Annotated in this window: 1 protein-coding gene; it reads left to right on the top strand. The window is 69.7% G+C overall.

The genetic code is table 11. The features are described from left to right. The coding region (locus B2Y33_RS00195; protein ID WP_288632730.1) for an E3 binding domain-containing protein at positions 1 to 346 on the top strand (346 nt) is incomplete at both ends.

Below are 346 nucleotides of genomic sequence, written 5' to 3' on the forward strand. Positions count from 1 at the left end.
CGCTGCACCGGCCAAGGCCGAGGCCGAGGCCGAACCCGCCGCCGCTGCCCCTGCTGCTGCCCCGGCTGCCGCTACCCCTGCGCCAGCCGCAACCGCCCCGGCTGCCGGCAACAACGCCAAGGTGCACGCCGGCCCAGCCGTGCGTCAGCTGGCCCGTGAATTTGGCGTAGAGCTCGGCGCCGTGGCAGCGACCGGCCCACATGGCCGCATCCTGAAAGAAGACGTGCAGGTTTACGTCAAGGCCATGATGCAGAAGGCCAAGGAAGCGCCGGCAGCTGCCGGTGCAACCGGCGGCGCTGGCATTCCGCCGATTCCGGTGGTCGATTTCAGCAAGTTCGGTGAAGTC

This window comes from Pseudomonas sp. UBA5666 (assembly GCF_002420785.1).
GTDB classification, from domain to species: domain Bacteria; phylum Pseudomonadota; class Gammaproteobacteria; order Pseudomonadales; family Pseudomonadaceae; genus Aquipseudomonas; species Aquipseudomonas fulva.